Annotated in this window: 13 protein-coding genes and 4 tRNA genes; 5 read left to right on the top strand and 12 right to left on the bottom strand. The window is 59.9% G+C overall.

The window, feature by feature from the left end; all coding sequences use genetic code 11:
* Positions 1-4: 4 nt before the first annotated feature.
* The gene (leuC, locus tag ABH912_RS31050) at positions 5-1,423 is read right to left on the bottom strand and encodes a 3-isopropylmalate dehydratase large subunit (RefSeq protein WP_008151269.1); all 1,419 of its coding nucleotides are present in this window, start codon (positions 1,421-1,423) and stop codon (positions 5-7) included.
* Between the two features lie 146 nt (positions 1,424-1,569).
* Here leuC and ABH912_RS31045 point away from each other — a divergent pair, with 146 nt between their 5' ends.
* Both ABH912_RS31045 and ABH912_RS31040 read left to right on the top strand, forming a co-directional pair.
* Positions 1,570-2,460, top strand: a complete 891-nt coding sequence (locus tag ABH912_RS31045; protein ID WP_111450539.1) for a LysR family transcriptional regulator — start codon at positions 1,570-1,572, stop codon at positions 2,458-2,460.
* 65 nt (positions 2,461-2,525) lie between these two features.
* Positions 2,526-5,804 carry an EAL domain-containing protein gene (locus tag ABH912_RS31040; protein ID WP_429512652.1) on the top strand — a complete coding sequence of 1,093 codons (3,279 nt, stop codon included), beginning with the start codon at positions 2,526-2,528 and terminating at the stop codon, positions 5,802-5,804.
* A gap of 46 nt (positions 5,805-5,850) precedes the next feature.
* Here ABH912_RS31040 and ABH912_RS31035 read toward each other — a convergent pair whose 3' ends face one another.
* The 10 genes from ABH912_RS31035 to gltX form a co-directional block, all read right to left on the bottom strand.
* On the bottom strand, positions 5,851-6,300 hold the full coding sequence (locus tag ABH912_RS31035; RefSeq protein ID WP_429512650.1) for an Hsp20 family protein: 450 nt from the start codon (positions 6,298-6,300) through the stop codon (positions 5,851-5,853).
* A 133-nt stretch (positions 6,301-6,433) separates the two neighbouring features.
* The gene (locus ABH912_RS31030; protein WP_429512646.1) at positions 6,434-7,393 is read right to left on the bottom strand and encodes a tRNA dihydrouridine synthase; all 960 of its coding nucleotides are present in this window, start codon (positions 7,391-7,393) and stop codon (positions 6,434-6,436) included.
* A 172-nt stretch (positions 7,394-7,565) separates the two neighbouring features.
* Entirely contained in the window at positions 7,566-8,003 is a 438-nt protein-coding gene (locus ABH912_RS31025; RefSeq protein ID WP_033061861.1) for an acyl-CoA thioesterase, read from the bottom strand.
* 48 nt (positions 8,004-8,051) lie between these two features.
* The gene (locus tag ABH912_RS31020; protein WP_033061862.1) at positions 8,052-8,885 is read right to left on the bottom strand and encodes an alpha/beta fold hydrolase; all 834 of its coding nucleotides are present in this window, start codon (positions 8,883-8,885) and stop codon (positions 8,052-8,054) included.
* 31 nt (positions 8,886-8,916) lie between these two features.
* A complete protein-coding gene (locus ABH912_RS31015) occupies positions 8,917-9,456 on the bottom strand; it encodes a TetR/AcrR family transcriptional regulator (RefSeq protein ID WP_008151286.1) in 540 nt (179 codons plus the stop codon).
* Positions 9,457-9,639: 183 nt separating this feature from the next.
* A tRNA-Glu gene (locus ABH912_RS31010) sits at positions 9,640-9,715 on the bottom strand.
* Between the two features lie 80 nt (positions 9,716-9,795).
* A tRNA-Ala gene (locus ABH912_RS31005) sits at positions 9,796-9,871 on the bottom strand.
* A 53-nt stretch (positions 9,872-9,924) separates the two neighbouring features.
* Positions 9,925-10,000, bottom strand: a tRNA-Glu gene (locus ABH912_RS31000).
* A 79-nt stretch (positions 10,001-10,079) separates the two neighbouring features.
* A tRNA-Ala gene (locus ABH912_RS30995) sits at positions 10,080-10,155 on the bottom strand.
* A 190-nt stretch (positions 10,156-10,345) separates the two neighbouring features.
* Positions 10,346-11,827 carry a glutamate--tRNA ligase gene (gltX, locus tag ABH912_RS30990; protein WP_008037650.1) on the bottom strand — a complete coding sequence of 494 codons (1,482 nt, stop codon included), beginning with the start codon at positions 11,825-11,827 and terminating at the stop codon, positions 10,346-10,348.
* Between the two features lie 219 nt (positions 11,828-12,046).
* On the opposite strand from gltX, the gene ABH912_RS30985 reads away from it, so the two are divergent.
* Positions 12,047-13,096: an HlyD family secretion protein gene (locus ABH912_RS30985; RefSeq protein ID WP_429512643.1), complete on the top strand. Its 1,050-nt coding sequence runs from the start codon at positions 12,047-12,049 to the stop codon at positions 13,094-13,096.
* Positions 13,097-13,145: 49 nt separating this feature from the next.
* Positions 13,146-14,636 carry an MDR family MFS transporter gene (locus ABH912_RS30980; RefSeq protein WP_429513185.1) on the top strand — a complete coding sequence of 497 codons (1,491 nt, stop codon included), beginning with the start codon at positions 13,146-13,148 and terminating at the stop codon, positions 14,634-14,636.
* A 145-nt stretch (positions 14,637-14,781) separates the two neighbouring features.
* Here ABH912_RS30980 and uvrB read toward each other — a convergent pair whose 3' ends face one another.
* On the bottom strand, positions 14,782-16,797 hold the full coding sequence (gene uvrB, locus ABH912_RS30975; RefSeq protein ID WP_033061866.1) for an excinuclease ABC subunit UvrB: 2,016 nt from the start codon (positions 16,795-16,797) through the stop codon (positions 14,782-14,784).
* On the opposite strand from uvrB, the gene ABH912_RS30970 reads away from it, so the two are divergent.
* Positions 16,796-16,975: a hypothetical protein gene (locus ABH912_RS30970; protein WP_429512641.1), complete on the top strand. Its 180-nt coding sequence runs from the start codon at positions 16,796-16,798 to the stop codon at positions 16,973-16,975. The genes uvrB and ABH912_RS30970 overlap by 2 nt on opposite strands.
* Positions 16,976-17,102: the final 127 nt, after the last annotated feature.

The raw sequence follows: 17,102 nt of genomic DNA, 5'->3' as shown, positions 1-17,102 counted from the left end.
TTCCTCAGATCAGTTCGCGAACGTCGATGAAACGACCGTGGACGGCAGCCGCCGCGGCCATGGCCGGGCTGACCAGGTGCGTACGGCCACCGGCGCCCTGACGCCCTTCGAAGTTGCGGTTGGAGGTCGAGGCGCAATGCTCGCCCGACTCCAAGCGGTCCGGGTTCATCGCCAGGCACATCGAGCAACCCGGTTCACGCCACTCGAAACCGGCTTCGAGGAAAATCTTGTCCAGGCCTTCGGCTTCGGCTTGCGCCTTCACCAGGCCCGAGCCCGGCACCACGATGGCTTGCTTGATGGTCGAAGCGACTTTACGGCCCTTGGCGATCACCGCCGCAGCGCGCAAGTCTTCGATCCGCGAGTTGGTGCAGGAGCCGATAAATACGCGGTCCAGTTGAATGTCGGTGATCGCCTGATTGGCGCTCAAACCCATGTATTTCAAGGCGCGCTCGATGGAACCGCGTTTGACCAGGTCCATTTCCTTCGCCGGGTCCGGCACGTTCTGATCAACCGCCAGGACCATCTCGGGCGAAGTGCCCCAGCTGACTTGCGGCTTGATCTGAGTAGCGTCGAGCTCGACCACGGTGTCGAACACCGCGTCGGCGTCGGAAACCAGGTCTTTCCAGGCTTCGACCGCCATGTCCCATTCCGCGCCTTTCGGAGCAAATGGACGGCCCTTGACGTAAGCCACGGTTTTTTCGTCGGCAGCCACCAGGCCAACACGAGCACCGGCTTCGATGGACATGTTGCAGATGGTCATGCGGCCTTCGACGGACAAGTCGCGAATGGCGCTGCCGGCGAACTCGATGGCGTGGCCGTTACCGCCGGCGGTGCCGATCTTGCCAATCACCGCGAGCACGATGTCCTTGGCGGTCACGCCGAACGGCAATTTGCCTTCGACCGACACCAGCATGTTTTTCATTTTCTTGGCGACCAGGCACTGCGTGGCGAACACGTGCTCGACCTCGGACGTCCCGATGCCGTGGGCCAATGCGCCAAACGCGCCGTGAGTCGAGGTGTGCGAGTCGCCGCAGACCACGGTCATGCCCGGCAAGGTGGCGCCCTGCTCCGGACCGATCACGTGAACGATGCCCTGACGCACGTCATTCATTTTGAATTCAGTGATGCCATATTCGTCGCAGTAGTCATCGAGGGTCTGAACCTGCAGACGCGAGACCTGGTCGGTAATCGCTTCGATGCCGCCCTTGCGATCAGGCGTGGTCGGTACGTTGTGGTCCGGGGTGGCGATGATCGAGTCGACGCGCCAAGGCTTGCGCCCGGCCAGTCGCAGGCCTTCGAAAGCTTGGGGCGAAGTCACTTCATGGATGATGTGGCGGTCGATATAGATCAGCGACGACCCATCGTCGCGCCGTTTCACTTCATGGGAATCCCAAAGCTTGTCGTAAAGCGTTTTGCCGGCCATCAGACGGTCCTCATCAGCGTATTTCTATGCCCTGGGCTTTGAACAATTCAATAACCCCTTGGCTTGTGAGGTCGATCCTAGGGGGTTACATTAAATAACTCAAATTCATATTTTTTATGCTTTGGATAACCAACTGGAATACTGCAATGGACCTCGCCAACCTCAATGCTTTTATCGCGATTGCCGAGACCGGCAGCTTCTCCGGCGCTGGCGAACGGCTGCACCTGACGCAACCGGCCATCAGCAAGCGCATTGCAGGGCTTGAGCAGCAATTGAAGGTGCGCCTGTTCGATCGCCTGGGCCGTGAAGTGAGCCTGACCGAGGCCGGTCGCGCCTTGCTGCCGCGGGCTTATCAGATTCTGAATGTGCTGGATGACACCCGCCGCGCCCTGACCAACCTGACCGGCGAAGTGAGCGGCCGCCTGACCCTGGCCACCAGCCACCACATCGGCCTGCACCGCCTCCCCCCCTTATTAAGGGAGTTCACCCGACGTTACCCGCAAGTGGCGCTGGATATTCAGTTCCTCGATTCGGAAGTGGCCTACGAAGAAATCCTCCATGGCCGCGCTGAACTGGCGGTCATCACCCTGGCGCCGGAGCCCCACGCACTGGTCAAGGCCACGCCGGTGTGGGACGACCCGCTGGACTTCGTGGTCGCCCCGGAGCACTCGCTGATCAGCCACGGCCCGGTCAGCCTGGCGGACATTGCCCTGCACCCGGCGGTTTTCCCTGGCGGCAACACCTTTACTCACCACATCGTCCGGCGCCTGTTCGAAGCTCAAGGCCTGACGCCGAACATCGCCATGAGCACGAATTATCTGGAAACCATCAAGATGATGGTCTCTATCGGCCTGGCCTGGAGCGTGTTGCCGCGCACAATGCTGGATGATCAGGTTGCGCGAATACCTTTACCAGGCATACAACTCACTCGCCAGCTAGGCTATATCCTGCACACAGAAAGGACGCTGTCGAATGCGGCACGGGCCTTCATGGCCTTGCTGGATGCACAAATCGATCTGCCAGGGACTCTCGGCTAAGCTGTGCTACTTCTATAGAGCATCGAGTCACTGTCCCTGACACCCCACTCAGCCAAGGCTTGCCAATGCCGAAATCTGTTGACCGTATTCCGACGATGCCGCGTATACAGGCGCTTGACCCGAAACGGTCGGAGCAGAGCTGGGAAAGCGCCCCACAATTGCTTGCAGCCCTCAACGGTGCACGTTTGGGCGCCTGGTATTGGGACATCGAACGTGGGCAGATCAGCTGGTCGCGGGGTACCCAGGCGCTGTTCGGCTTCGATCCGCGGCAACCGCTGCCGGCGGATCTGGAATACCTCGACTTGCTGCCGCCAGAGGATCGGGCGAAAACCATTCGCGCCTTCGATGCGGTGATCGCCGGCGCCCCGCTGGAACAGGCGATGCACCACCGCATCCGCTGGCCCGACGGCAGCCTGCACTGGCTGGAGATCAACGGCAGCCTGCTGCCGGACAAACACGGTCGACCACGGATGATTGGCGTCATCCGTGAAATCACCCACCAGCGCCAGCGCGAACAGGCGTTGAGCAGTTCGGAAAAACGCTTCGCCACGCTGTTCCACCTGTGTCCGAACATGGTGTTGCTGACACGCCAGGAAGACGGCCTGATCAGCGAAGCCAACCAGTATTTCGAAAGCCTGTTTGGCTGGCCAGTGCAGAACGCTATTGGTCGCACCACCCTGGAACTGGGCCTCTGGGTGCATCCGGAGCAACGGGCGCAACTCGTCAAAGCCACCAAGGCCAAGGGCGAACTGGTCAGCATGGAGGTGCAATTTCGTGCCAGCAACGGCCAGATCCACGACGGCATCCTCAGCGCGCAAAAGGTCGAACTCGAAGGCCAGCCTTATCTGCTGAGTACGTTCCTTGACACCACCGAACGCAAAGCCGCCGAACATGCCCTGAAAGACAGCCAGGAGCGCCTCGACCTGGCGCTGGATTCAGCGCAACTCGGCACTTGGGACTGGCACATTCCCAGTGGCATGCTGTACGGCTCGGCACGCGCCGCCCAGCTGCACGGGCTGGACCCCATACCTTTCCATGAATCCTTCGACGACTTTTTCGAAGGCGTGCCCGGCGAAGAGCGCGACACCATGCGCGATGCCTATCGCAGCCTGCGAGAAGGCCCTGCCGGCAATTATCAACTGACCTACCGCGTGCAACTGCCGGACGGTAGCTCGCGCTACCTGGAAAGCCGCGCCCGGCTCTATCGCGATGAAAACGGTGCCCCGCTGCGCATGGCCGGTACGCTGCTCGACATCACCGATCAGGTGGAGCGGGAGCAACTGCTGGTGGCGTCCGAAGAGAAGTTCGCCACCCTGTTCCAGGTCAGCCCGGACCCGATTTGCGTGACCCGTCAGGACACCGGCCAATTTATCGAGATCAACTCCAGCTTCACCCAGACCTTCGGCTGGAGCGCCGCCGACGTGATTGGCCGCAGCGCCGACGAAATCGGCCTATGGGACGCTTCGGCGCAAAGCCTGCGACGCATCGAGCAGGTCATCCGCGAACAGGGCCTGAACAACGTGGCGATCCTCGTTCAGCACAAAGACGGGCAAGCCCTGACCTGCGTGATTTCCAGCCGCCAGATCAGCGTCGGCGACCAGCCGTGCATCGTCACCAACTTGCGCGATATCACTCAGCAGCAACGCTCGGAAGCCGCGCTCAAGGCCAGCGAAGAGAAGTTCGCCAAGGCCTTCCACTCCAGCCCCGACGCCATCACCATCACCGAGCGCGACACCGGCCGTTACCTGGAGGTTAACGATGGCTTCTGCCGCCTGACCGGCTACCGCGCCGATGAAGTGGTGGGTCGTACGGTGTATCAGGTCGGCATCTGGGCCGAGGAAAAACAACGTTCGGCGCTGCTCGCCGAACTCCAGATCAAGGGCCGGGTGCATCACCAGGAAATGCTCGGGCGCAATAAACGTGGTGAATTGCTGACCGTCGAAGTCTCGGTAGAACCGATCACCCTCAACGAAACCGCCTGCCTGCTGCTGACCGCGCGGGATGTCAGCCTGCTGAAAAACGCCGAAGCGCAGATCCGTCACCTGGCCTACCACGACCCGTTGACCAACCTGCCCAACCGCGCCCTGCTGATGGATCGCCTGAGTCAGCAGATTGCCCTGCTCAAGCGCCACAACCTGCGCGGCGCCCTGATGTTTCTCGACCTTGATCACTTCAAGCACATCAATGATTCGCTCGGCCATCCGGTGGGCGATACCGTGCTGAAAATCATTACTGCGCGCCTCGAAGCCAGCGTGCGCATGGAAGACACCGTCGCGCGTTTGGGCGGTGACGAATTCGTGGTGCTGCTCAGCGGGCTCGAAGGCTCGCGCAACGAGGTCAGCGAGCAAGTCCTGCAACTGGCGGACACCTTGCGTGAACTCCTGTCGGAGCCGATGTTCCTCGACGGACAACGCCTGCAAGTGACCCCGAGCATCGGCATCGCGCTGATTCCCGATCACGGTTCGACCCCGACCGACCTGCTCAAACGCGCCGACATCGCCCTCTACCGGGCCAAGGATTCGGGCCGCAACACCGCGCAGATGTACCACAACACCATGCAGAAGGCGGCGAGCGAACGCCTGCGCATGGAAACCGACCTGCGCCTGGCCCTTTCCCGGGGTGAGTTCCGCGTGCACTACCAGCCTCAGGTGGACGCCCGGAACGACCGCATCGTCGGCGCCGAGGCGCTGGTGCGCTGGAACCACCCGGACCTCGGCGCGCAATCGCCCACCGAGTTCATCAAGGTGCTGGAGGACAGCGGACTGATTCTGGAAGTGGGTACCTGGATCGTCGACGAAGCCTGCAGCGCCTTCAAACAACTGATCGCCACGGGCCTGATAGACCCGCTCGATTTCAGCCTGTGCGTCAACATCAGCCCACGGCAATTTCGTCAGAATGACTTTGTCGAACGCATCGAACACAGCCTCCTCAGCCACGGTCTGCCCTGCTCGCTGCTGAAACTGGAAATCACCGAAGGCATCGTGATCCAGAACCTGGAAGACACCATCAACAAAATGCGCAGCCTGAAAAAACTCGGCGTGAGTTTCGCCATGGACGATTTCGGCACCGGTTATTCCTCGCTGACCTACCTCAAGCGCCTGCCGGTCGACACTCTGAAAATCGACCAATCGTTCATCCGCGACGCCACCACCGACCCCAACGACGCCGAGATCATCCGCGCCATCGTTGCCATGGCCCGCAGCCTGGAATTGAAAGTGATTGCCGAAGGGGTAGAGACGCCGGAGCAGCTGGAATTCTTGCAGGGGCTGGGCTGCCATTTTTATCAGGGGTATTTGCACAGCCCGCCGCTGCCGGTGGAGGATTTTCTGAAATTGCTCAAGTGACGGGTACAAAAAAGGGCGCCAGTGGCGCCCTTTTCATTGCTCCGCCTTAGTGCTGCAGAGCCGGCTTTTGCGTCCCGTTGATCGGGATGCGTTTGGCTTTCGCCTCTTCCGGAATTACCCGCAACAGGTCGATGCTCAACAAACCGTTGCTCAGGCCGGCGGCCTTGATTTCGATATGGTCCGCCAGACGGAAGGACAGTTTGAAAGCACGTTGTGCGATGCCTTGGTACAGATAAGTGACGGTTTCAGTCGCGTCACGCTTGCCGCCGCCACTGATGGTCAGCACACCTTTTTCCACTTGCAGCTCCAGGTCTTCTTCCTGGAAGCCGGCGGCTGCGACGACGATGCGGTATTGGTCGTCGCCGTGTTTTTCCACGTTGTAGGGTGGGTAGGTGCTGCCTGGCTCGTTGCGCAGAGCGGTTTCGAACAGGTCATTAAAACGATCGAAACCTACCGAGGAACGGAACAGTGGTGCCATCGAAAATGCAGTGCTCATGATTCAAATCTCCTGAAAACATATCAGCAAGTTTTTTTGTCTCCGCGACCCGAATTCGGCATCGCGTAATCCTTAAATAAGGACCGCTGATTACTTTTCAAGAGATTATTTACAGATTTTTTTTCAGTTGGATTCAGGCTGCCTCGGACACCTGAAGACCCAGTAAACGCGAGACCTGATCCAGTTCGGTCTCGCGACGCAGCACGGTGAACAGCTCGACCGCTTCCGGGTAATTACGGGTCAGCATCGCCAGCCACTGCTTCAAGCGACCCGGCGATTGGCGTGGCGTCATTTGCGCCTTGGCTTGTAGCCAGAAGTCCTGAATCAATGGCAGCAGCTCGGCCCAGGTCATCTCGACGACATCCTCACCGGCTCGCGCCATCGCGATTTGCCGTGCCAGGTCCGGGCGCGAAACCAGCCCGCGGCCGAGCATGATGTCCTCGACGCCGCTGATTTCGCGGCAACGACGCCAGTCTTCGACGCTCCAGATATCGCCATTGGCGAACACCGGAACCTTGACCACATCCTGCACCCGGGGGATCCATTCCCAATGGGCCGGCGGCTTGTAACCGTCAGTTTTGGTCCGCGCGTGAACCACGATGTGCGCCGCGCCACCTTCGGCCAGGGCCGTGGCACACACCAGCGCACCGTCCGGGCTGTCGAAACCGAGGCGCATCTTGGCGGTCACTGGAATGTGCGAAGGAACGGCACGACGGACATGTTCGACGATCTGGTTCAGCAGCTCAGGCTCTTTGAGCAGCACTGCACCACCACGGGACTTGTTCACAGTCTTGGCCGGGCAGCCGAAGTTCAGGTCGATGACTTCGGAACCCAGTTCGCAGGCCAGCGCGGCGTTTTCCGCCAGGCATACCGGATCGGAACCGAGCAGCTGTACCCGTAGCGGCACGCCGGATGCGGTGCGGGCGCCGGTCAACAGCTCCGGGCCGAACTTGTGGTAGTAGGCAGGCGTGAGCAGCTGATCGTTGATCCGAATGAACTCGGTCACGCACCAATCGATACCGCCCACACGGGTCAGCACGTCCCGCAGGATGTTGTCGACCAACCCCTCCATGGGCGCCAAAGCAATTTGCATGAAAAACACACTCAACGAAAAACGTGCGGCAGTTTACTGGATTCTCAGGCGAAAGACTTGCGCATACCTCTGTGGCGAGGGAGCTTGCTCCCGTTAGAGTGCGCAGCACTCTCTATTGCAGGGGACCGCTTCGCGCTCCAGCGGGAGCAAGCTCCCTCGCCACAAGATTGTGTCAGACAAGAACTTCCAGGGCCGGGCCGTAGCCCTCGATGAATTCCGCGGGCATGCGCTTGGGCTTGCCGGTCGACAGTTCGATGCAGACGAAGGTGGTTTGGGCCCGCAGCAACGTGGTGTTGTCGCTGGGGCGCTTCAACTGGAAGTGTCGGGTCATTTTCAGACGCTGGTCCCAATCGACGATCCAGGTCGCCAATTGCAACTCATCGCCTTCATAGGCAGCCGCCAGGTAATCGATCTCGTGCCGCACCACCGCCATCGCCCGATCCAGCCGACGATACTCGACCAGGTCCAGGCCAAGGCGCTGGGAGTGGCGCCAGGCACAGCGTTCGAGCCAGGTCACGTACACCGCGTTGTTCGCGTGACCCAACCCATCGATGTCCTCTGCGCCGACTTCCAGATCAATGATAAATGGCGTTGCCCGATCCCAGCCCATGCCCCACTCCCGGTCAGAAAATTTTCACCGGGGCAGTGTAACGGATGCTCAGGCCGATTGGCGCGATTGCAGACTGCGACCGGCGAGCAACGAGAGAACGCCATCAATCACCCGAGGATCTGCCAACACCCGCTGATGGCCGCCTTCTTTGAGGCGCAGCAGACGGCTGTCGAACCAGGCTTCGTTGATCAGTTGCGATTCCTTGACCGGAACATAGCAGTCATCTTCGGCGTGAACGATCAGGCCGGGCATGTCGAGTTGATAGTGCGCGACATCCAGCGCCGCAGCGCGCATGCCGACGTCTCTTTCGACCTGACGAATGAACGCCGAACGGGCTTTCGGCGGCAGCCGCACGTAGCGGGCGAAACCGCGCAACACGCCGAGAATTCGCGCCGGGGCCGCGATAGTGACCAGGGTTTCGGTACGCAAACCCAACTGAACGGCGAGCATGGCACTGGCGCCGCCCATGGAGTGGCCGATGACGGCTTGCAGCGGCGGCAACTCGGCAGCGGCTTCAAGCATGGCTCGGGCGAACAGCACCACATTGGCTTCGCGACCTGGCGAGCGACCGTGGGCCGGACCGTCCAGCGCAACCACGGTGTAACCGGCATCGACCAGCGCGGTGATAAGACTGGCAAACTGAGTCGGCCGGCCTTCCCAACCGTGCATCAGCAACACCGCGGGGCCTTGCCCCCAACGCAGCGCAGAGAGGCCGAAACGCAGAGTAATTCGCTCGGACTTCGCCAGCAGCGGCAATTCCCAATCACGCGGCGGCAGTTCCCGCGGCGTCATAAAAGCCAGTCGCATTTTGCTCGCGACCAGTTTCGGTGCGAACCAGCCCAAGGTGCCATTAACGCCACGAACCCACTTTAACGCGCTCATCGCTCTCACTCCTCAGGCAAACGCCTTTAGGTCACAGCACCGCAGACTTGGCGGCGCGCAGCAATCGATCGGACAATTCTCCTGGCCCCAACGCGCGAGCCAAAGCCAAACCACCAACCATCAAGGCCATGTCGGCCAAGGCTTTGTCGGTGTCTTCCGGGCTGGCCGCCAATTGCGCGACCATCATTTCCACATGCTCATTCAGTGCCACGCGAAACGCGTCCGGCAGGCGCCCCAACTCACCGACAGAAGCCGGAATCGGGCACGCTGAATCAGAGGAATCACGGTGTTTGCGTGACAGATAAAACGCAGCAACCAACGCGCGACGCTCTTCACCGGTCAATTCGGCGTCCATGTCGGCGATCAAGCCACGGCGATGACCGAGCAGTTGCTTGAACGCTTCCAGCATCATCGCGTCCTTGCTTTCGAAGTGCGCATAGAAGCCGCCGACGGTCAGGCCGGCCGCGCCCATCACTTCGCCCACGCTCGGTTCGGCCGGGCCGCGCTGAATGAGCGCTGCGCTGGCAGCCTTGAGGATGCGTTCGCGGGTTTGAGCTTTTTTATCGTTCATCGTTGCCTCCGAATATTACGACTAGAATATTATTCTCATAATAATTTTACGCAAGTCGTGGATGTGACCGCTGGTCTGAAGAACAGTTTGAAAGAAATAGGGGATTTGGCCAAACGCCAGACAAACAAAAGGGCCATTCAATAATTGAATGACCCTTATAAAATCCCGCAGAGCGGGTAATCGTGGCGTCCCCTAGGGGACTCGAACCCCTGTTACCGCCGTGAAAGGGCGGTGTCCTAGGCCACTAGACGAAGGGGACGCAAAACCTTCTATACAACTGATCAGTGCTGAGAGCTGATCGATTCAAGGCCGGTGTGGCCAGACCTTGAACTGTAAAATTGGTGGAGCTAAGCGGGATCGAACCGCTGACCTCCTGCATGCCATGCAGGCGCTCTCCCAGCTGAGCTATAGCCCCGGATTTTTCGCCTCGCGGCGGAGCGACATCTTGCAACATCGCTTCTGTAAAACTGGCGTCCCCTAGGGGACTCGAACCCCTGTTACCGCCGTGAAAGGGCGGTGTCCTAGGCCACTAGACGAAGGGGACGCAAACCCTTCTATACAACAGATCAACGCTGAGTGTTGATCGCTTCAAGGCCGGTGTGGCCAGACCTTGAAGTGTAAATTGGTGGAGCTAGACGGGATCGAACCGTCGACCTCTTGCATGCCATGCAAGCGCTCTCCCAGCTGAGCTATAGCCCCTCATCGCTGAGGACGGGGCGAATCTTAATGGCGCATCGGAAAGCTGTCAAACTTATTTTTAAAATATTTCAAAGTTTTTTGCCGACATAACAATCACTTACCGCCCTCCCCCCGTAAATTCGGGGGAAGCGCCGAAGATCGAGATCAAAAGATCGCAGCCTTCGGCAGCTCCTACAGAGTCAAATGCCGTTTAGGCAATATTGCCCAGCAGTTTTTCCCACTCCTTGTTTTCTTTCTTCGACACGCCACCGAGCAAGTCGATCGCCTGGCGCAGACGGAAACGGGTCAGGTCCGGGCCAAGGATTTCCATCGCATCGAGCACCGATACCGAACTGGCCTGGCCAGTGATCGCAGCGAACATCAGCGGCATGGCATCACGCAGCTTCAGCTCCAGGGATTCGACCACCGCTTGAATCGTTGCGGTGATGCTGTCCTTCTCCCACTGACGCAGGCTTTCCAGCTTCCACAGGATCAACTGCATCAACTGACGCACCTGATCGCCCGACAGCTTTTTCGATTCAAACAGCTTGGCGTCCGGGTTCACGCCACCGGCAAAGAAGAAACCGGCCAGCGGTGCAACCTGGCTGAAGGTTTCAACCCGACCCTGCACGTGTGGCGCGATCTTCATCATGTATTCCGGGTTCAGCGCCCAGGTTTGCAGGCGCGAAGCGAACTCTTCCACCGGCAAGTCGCGCAGCCATTGGCCGTTGAGCCACGACAGCTTCTCGATGTCGAAAATCGGCCCGCCGAGGGAGACGCGGCTCAGGTCGAAGTTATCGACCATTTCCTGCAACGAGAACTTCTCGCGCTCGTCCGGCATCGACCAGCCCATGCGACCGAGGTAGTTGAGCATCGCTTCCGGCATGAAGCCCATGCGCTCGTAGAACGTCACCGAGGTCGGGTTCTTGCGTTTGGACAGCTTGCTCTTGTCCGGGTTACGCAGCAGCGGCATGTAGCACAGTTCCGGTTGTTCCCAGCCGAAGTATTCGTACAGCAGGATCAGTTTCGGTGCCGATGGCAGCCACTCTTCGCCGCGCAGAACGTGGGTGATGCCCATCAGGTGGTCATCGACGACGTTGGCCAGGAAGTACGTCGGCAGGCCGTCGGTCTTCATCAGCACTTGCATGTCCATGCGATCCCACGGGATCTCGACGTCACCACGCAGCATGTCCGGCACCACGCAAACGCCTTCGCTCGGCACTTTCATGCGGATCACGTGTGGTTCGCCAGCAGCCAGGCGACGCGCGACTTCTTCCTTGGACAGCAACAGCGCACGGCCGTCGTAACGCGGGGTTTCGCCGCGAGCCATTTGCTCGGCGCGCATCTGGTCCAGCTCTTCAGCGGTGCAGAAGCACGGGAAGGCATGACCCATTTCAACCAACTGCTGGCAGTACTTCTGATAGATGTCGCCACGCTCGCTCTGACGGTAAGGACCGTGCGGGCCGCCAACGTCCGGGCCTTCGCTCCAGTCGATACCCAACCAGCGCAGGGCGTCGAAAATCTGTTGTTCGGACTCGCGGGTCGAACGCAATTGGTCGGTGTCTTCGATCCGCAGGATGAACTCACCGCCGTGCTGCTTGGCAAAGCAGTAGTTGAACAAAGCGATGTAAGCGGTACCTACGTGGGGATCCCCGGTAGGCGATGGCGCGATGCGAGTGCGGACGGTGGTCATGGCAAGTCTCGAAATGAAGATAAAACAAAGGGCGAATGGTAACAGGCGTTGCCCGCCCGGCTCCAGTGAGCAGGGCATTTAAGCCAAGGTTGCGTCTACAACGGGCTCTAGCCTCGGTGAATGGCCGATTATCAGCCGATGGCATTTACCCATCATTCGCTGTGTGCCAGATTCGACCACTGATAACTTTCCTTACAAATTCTCGACTACAGTCTGCCCATGCCTGCCCAACTCAAGCGTCGCCTGTTTATTTTCCTGCTGCTCGTCCTGCTGATTGCCGGAGGCTTTTTCGCCCAATGGTTCTTCAAGGGGCGATTCTATGAAAGCACCGACAACGCTTATGTCCAGGGCGAGATCACCCGCGTGTCGAGTCAATTGGGCGCGCGCATCGATCAGGTGCTGGTGCAGGACAACCAGCACGTCGAGAAAGGCCAGTTGCTGATCAAGCTTGAAGGCGATGACTTCCACCTTGCAGTCGACCGCGCCAATGCCGCCCTCGCCACCCGTGAAGCCGAACGCCTGCAAGCCCGAAGCAAACTGACTCAGCAAGCCAGCCTGATCGCCGCCAGCGAGGCGCAAGTCGCGTCCAGCCAGGCGAGTCTCGGGCGTTCGCAGATCGACTTGTCTCGCGCGCAAACCCTGCGCAAACCCGGCTATGTCTCGGAAGAACGGGTGACCACCCTCTCCGCCGACAACCACATCGCCCGTTCGCAAGTGACCAAGGCGCAGGCGGACGCACAAAGTCAGCGCCAACAAATCAACTCCCTGGCCGCCGAAATCAAACGCCTCGACGCCATGATCGCCAACGCCAAAACCGATCTGGCCCAGGCCGAACTGAACCTGACCCGCAGCGAAATCCACGCGCCCATCAGCGGCCTGGTCGGCCAGCGCGCGGCTCGCGAAGGCCAGTACGTGCAGGCCGGCGCTTACCTGATGTCGATCGTCCCGGATCAGGACATCTGGATTCAGGCCAACTTCAAGGAAACCCAGATCGGCCACATGCAGCCCGGCCAAACAGCCGAGCTGACGTTCGATGCCTACAGCAACACGCCCATCGAAGCACGAGTCGACAGCCTGTTTGCCGCTTCGGGTGCGCAGTTCAGCCTGTTGCCGCCAGACAATGCCACCGGCAACTTCACCAAAGTCGTACAACGGATTCCGGTAAAACTGACCTTCGCCGCGAACAATCCGCTGCAAGGCAAGATTCGTCCGGGGATGTCAGTCACCGCCAAAGTGAACATCAAAGACACGCCTGACGATGGCCGGTGATCAACTGATCCGCCCGGTCGGCGAGCCGACCCGGCGGGACTGGATCGCGGTGATGAGCGTGATGCTCGGCGCCTTCATGGCGGTGCTCGACATCCAGATCACCAACTCGTCGCTCAAGGATATTCAGGGCGCGCTGTCGGCCACCCTGGAAGAATGCTCGTGGATTTCCACCTCGTACCTGGTGGCGGAAATCATCATGATCCCGCTGACGGCGTGGCTGGTGCAGTTGCTCTCGGCGCGGCGGCTGGCGGTGTGGGTGTCTCTCGGGTTTCTTGCTGCTTCCCTGCTCTGCTCCATGGCCTGGAGCCTGGAGAGCATGATCGTCTTTCGTGCGCTACAGGGTTTCACCGGCGGCGCGCTGATCCCGCTGGCGTTCACCCTCACCCTGATCAAACTCCCGGAACACCACCGCGCCAAAGGCATGGCGATGTTCGCCATGACCGCGACGTTCGCCCCTTCCATCGGCCCGACCCTCGGCGGCTGGCTGACCGAGAACTGGGGCTGGGAATACATCTTCTACATCAACATTCCACCGGGCCTGATCATGATCGCCGGCCTGATGTACGGCCTGGAGAAGAAAGAAGCCCACTGGGAACTGCTGAAAAGCACCGACTACCTGGGCATTCTCACGCTGGGCGTCGGCCTCGGTTGTTTGCAGGTGTTTTTGGAGGAAGGCCATCGCAAGGACTGGCTGGAATCGAGCCTGATCGTGACCCTGGGCAGCATTGCGCTGGTCAGCCTGATCACCTTTGTGATCGTGCAGACGTCCAAGCCCAATCCGCTGATTAACCTCGGCATCCTGCGCAATCGAAACTTTGGTTTATCGAGTATTTCCAGTGTCGGGATGGGTGTCGGATTGTACGGCTCGATCTACCTGTTGCCGCTGTACCTGGCGCAGATCCAGAACTACAACGCCCTGCAGATCGGCGAAGTGATCATGTGGATGGGTGTGCCGCAGCTGTTTCTGATTCCGCTGGTGCCGAAGCTGATGAAGTACGTCTCGCCGAAATGGCTGTGCACGTTGGGTTTCGGGTTGTTTGGATTGGCGAGCTTTTCATCGGGGGTGTTGAACCCGGACTTCGCCGGGCCGCAGTTCAATCAAATCCAGATCATCCGCGCGCTGGGCCAGCCGCTGATCATGGTGACCATCTCGTTGATCGCTACCGCCTACATCCTGCCGCAGGACGCGGGGTCGGCGTCGAGCCTGTTCAACATCCTGCGCAACCTGGGCGGCGCGATTGGCATCGCCCTCCTCGCCACCCTGCTGGATGCGCGAACCAAGACTTACTTTGATTATTTACGTGAAGCGATTGTGCCGACCAACCCGCAGGTGGCCGACCGCATGGCGTCGCTGACGGATCGGTTTGGCAGTGAGACGGCCGCGCTGGGCAAGCTCAGTGAAATCGCGCATCAGCAGGCCTCGATCATGGCTTACAACGATGCGTTTCACTTTGTCGGGATTGCGCTAGGGATCAGCATGCTGGCGGTGTTGCTGACCAAGGCGTTGCCGGCGGGATTGAAAGCTGGCGAAGCACATTGAGACCGAGGCGCCCCAATCGCGGGCAAGCCCGCTCCCACAGGGTTTGTGGGTGGACACAAATTATGTGAACACCCTCAATCCTTGTGGGAGCGGCGGTGCGGCGATCCGACTTGCCCGCGATGAGGCCCGTCCAGGCACCGCAAACTCAAACAGTGATCAACCGCTCCCGCAGCTTGCTGATCTCGTCGCGCATCTGCGCCGCTGCCTCGAACTCCAGGTCGCGGGCGAGTTGGTACATTTTCTCTTCCAGCGCCTTGATACGCTTGGCGACTTCGCCCGGTGAGCGCAATTCGGCTTCGTACTTGGCGTTTTCCTCGGCGGCCTTGGCCATGCCTTTGCGCTTCTTGCTGCGCGAACCCGGCACGGTGGCGCCTTCCATGATGTCGGCAACGTCCTTGAACACACCTTTGGGGGTGATGCCATTGGCCAGGTTAAAGGCGATCTGCTTGTCGCGACGACGCTCGGTTTCGCCAATCGCCCGCTCCATGGAACCGGTGATGCGATCCGCGTAGAGAATCGCCCGACCATTGAGGTTGCGCGCCGCCCGGCCGATGGTCTGGATCAGCGAGCGCTCGGAACGCAGGAAGCCTTCCTTGTCTGCATCGAGGATCGCCACCAGCGAGACTTCCGGCATGTCCAGGCCTTCACGCAGCAGGTTGATCCCCACCAGCACATCAAAGGTGCCCAGACGCAGATCGCGGATGATTTCCACCCGTTCAACGGTGTCGATGTCCGAGTGCAGATAACGCACCCGCACGCCGTGGTCGGCCAGGTAATCGGTCAAATCTTCGGACATGCGCTTGGTCAGCGTGGTGACCAGCACCCGCTCTTCCAGCGCCACACGCTTGCCGATTTCCGAGAGCAAATCGTCGACTTGGGTCAACGCCGGGCGGATTTCGATTTGCGGGTCTACAAGTCCAGTTGGGCGGACCAGTTGCTCGACCACGCGACCGGCGTGTTCCGCCTCGTAATTGCCCGGTGTGGCCGAGACAAAGATTGTCTGCGGGCTGATGCTTTCGAACTCGTCGAAGCGCATCGGCCGGTTATCCAGCGCGGACGGCAGACGGAAACCGTATTCCACCAACGTCTCTTTACGCGAACGGTCGCCCTTATACATGGCGCCGACCTGCGGCACGCTGACGTGGGATTCGTCGATCACCAGCAAGGCGTCAGCCGGCAGGTAGTCAAACAAAGTGGGCGGCGCCTGGCCGGATTCACGGCCCGACAGGTAGCGCGAGTAGTTTTCGATGCCGTTGCAGTAACCCAGCTCGAGGATCATCTCCAGGTCGAAACGGGTGCGCTGCTCCAAGCGCTGGGCCTCAACGAGTTTATTGTTGGAGCGCAGGTAGTCCAGGCGCTCCTGCAACTCGACTTTGATCCCTTCGACGGCACCCAGCAGGGTTTCTCGCGGGGTCACGTAGTGGCTTTTCGGATAGAACGTGAAACGCGGCAGCTTGCGGATCACTTCGCCGGTCAGCGGATCGAAGGCGGACAGGCTCTCGACTTCGTCATCGAACAGCTCGATGCGGATCGCTTCAAAATCGGATTCCGCCGGGTGGATATCGATTACATCGCCGCGGACCCGGAAGGTCGCGCGGGCGAACTCCATGTCGTTGCGGGTGTATTGCAGGTCTGCCAGGCGACGCAGCAACGCACGCTGATCGAGCTTGTCGCCGCGATCCACGTGCAGCACCATTTTCAAATAGGTTTCCGGACTGCCCAGACCGTAGATGCACGACACCGTGGTGACGATGATCGCGTCTTTGCGCTCCAGCAGTGCCTTGGTCGCGGACAGCCGCATTTGCTCGATGTGGTCGTTGATCGAGGCGTCTTTCTCGATGAACGTATCCGATGACGGCACGTAGGCTTCGGGCTGGTAGTAGTCGTAGTACGAAACGAAGTATTCGACGGCGTTGTTCGGGAAGAACGCCTTGAACTCACCGTACAACTGCGCGGCCAGAGTCTTGTTCGGCGCCAGCACCAGGGTCGGACGCTGAATCTGGGCGATCACGTTGGCGATGCTGAAGGTCTTGCCCGAGCCGGTCACACCGAGCAACGTCTGGTGCGCCAGCCCGGCTTCGATGCCCTCGACCATCAGGCGGATGGCTTCCGGCTGATCGCCGGCGGGCTCGAAGCGGGTGACTAGCTGGAATTCAGACATGAAAAAACCTCTGGGTTCGCGCCTGACCGGGCGAACCGGGCAGCAACGGGAAAGACCGCAAACGACCGATGTCGCCCGAGGAAAAAACTGGATTGTGCTCAATGTGGAGCCGATTGCCCTCGCTTTCAAGGCAAACGTCCTACATCGGGTAAAACCTTTGACGATGCCAATCGACTAACGGTCGAGAAATAATCGGAAAAACTTACCGTAAAAGCCGAATCGTCTGTCGCCATCAATCGCAGATGGCCTCTATACTAGCTCCCCGTTTGTGCACCGCTCTAGTGCATTCGGCTGGAGCGCGACAC

The organism is Pseudomonas sp. BT76 TE3572, from assembly GCF_050435365.1.
Taxonomy (GTDB): Bacteria; Pseudomonadota; Gammaproteobacteria; order Pseudomonadales; family Pseudomonadaceae; genus Aquipseudomonas; species Aquipseudomonas fluorescens_W.
The sequence above is the reverse complement of the archived record's forward strand: the minus strand, read 5'-3'. Positions and strand labels throughout refer to the sequence as shown.